The following is a 1,162-nucleotide window of genomic DNA, read 5'->3' as shown; positions in this document are numbered from 1 at the left end:
CCGAAGCCTCGGCGGATGATCAGTCGGGTCTTGGTGTTGGTGGACTCGATCAGTCCGTTGGACAGGCCGGTGATCAACGCGGAGCGGATGGCGTCGTAGTGGCGCGTGATCGTGCGTTGGAGGTCGACGAAGGCGGGGATGCGGCAGCGGCGGGCCCAGCCGATCCACTGGTCCAGAGCCTTGAGGGCGGCGGTGGGGCGGTGCTTGGCCAGGGCGAAGACGGCCCGCAGGGCTTCCTTCAGTCGCCAGGCGCGGTGCAGGCGCGGGTCTGTGGCCGCGATCCAGGTGAGCTTGGCGGCCTGGCGGTCGGTCAGGTCCTCGGCGTTCTTCCACAGCGCGAAGCGGGAGTCCTTCAACGCCCTCGCCTTCTCCCGGTCGCCGAGCTCGCGCCGGGCCCGGTTCCACGAGGCCCGGCGCTCGGTGTTCAACGCCTCGGTAGCCCAGGCCACCACATGGAAGGGATCCATCACCCGCAACGCGCCCGGTGCCCGATCGGCGACGACCTGGGCGATCCAGGCGGCGCCGTCGGCACTGATATGCGTCAGCCGCGCGGCTCGAACCCCGCCGAGCTCGTCGAAGAACCGGGAGAGGACCTCGGTTCCGTGGCCGTCGGCCATCCACACCACGCGGGCGGTGTCGTGGTCGACCACGACGGTCATGTAGCGCTGACCCTTGCGGTAGGAGATCTCGTCGATCCCGATCCGGCGCAACCCCGCCAGCCGGTCCGTGCCCCGGTCACGGTCGGCGGTGTAGCGCTCGACGATCCTGCCGACCGTGCGCCAGGTGCAGCGCAACAGCTCGGCCGCCGCGCTCTTGGAGCACTCGGCGGCCATCCACGCGGCCTGCTGGTCGAAGGCCAGGGTGTGCCCGGCGTCGTGCCGGGCCCACGGCACCGCTGCCACGGTCGGACCGTGCCGGCGGCAGTGCACCCGCGGGGCGTCGGCCTCCAGGAACACCCGCACCGCCCCGTGGTCCAGGTCGCGCCACCGGCGTCGGCCGCGTCCCCGGTCGTACCAAGGAGCCGGGCGCCGGCACAGTCCGCACCGTCCACGCCGCCGCGCGTCAGGCCGCACCGACGCGACTACACACTGTTCTGATTTGTCCCAGCGCACCGCCTCGACCACGGTGTTTTCGACCATCAGGGTGCGCTTCCATATGCTGA

The 1,162-nt window shown here is 71.3% G+C and carries 1 protein-coding gene; it reads right to left on the bottom strand.

The annotated features are described in order from the left end of the window. A partial coding sequence (locus ACIG5E_RS39560; RefSeq protein WP_396542187.1) for an ISL3 family transposase occupies positions 1–1,162 on the bottom strand: 1,162 nt, incomplete at both ends.

It is taken from the genome of Kitasatospora sp. NPDC053057, from assembly GCF_044546945.1.
In the GTDB taxonomy this organism is placed as follows: Bacteria; Actinomycetota; Actinomycetes; order Streptomycetales; family Streptomycetaceae; genus Kitasatospora.
The sequence above is the reverse complement of the archived record's forward strand: the minus strand, read 5'-3'. Positions and strand labels throughout refer to the sequence as shown.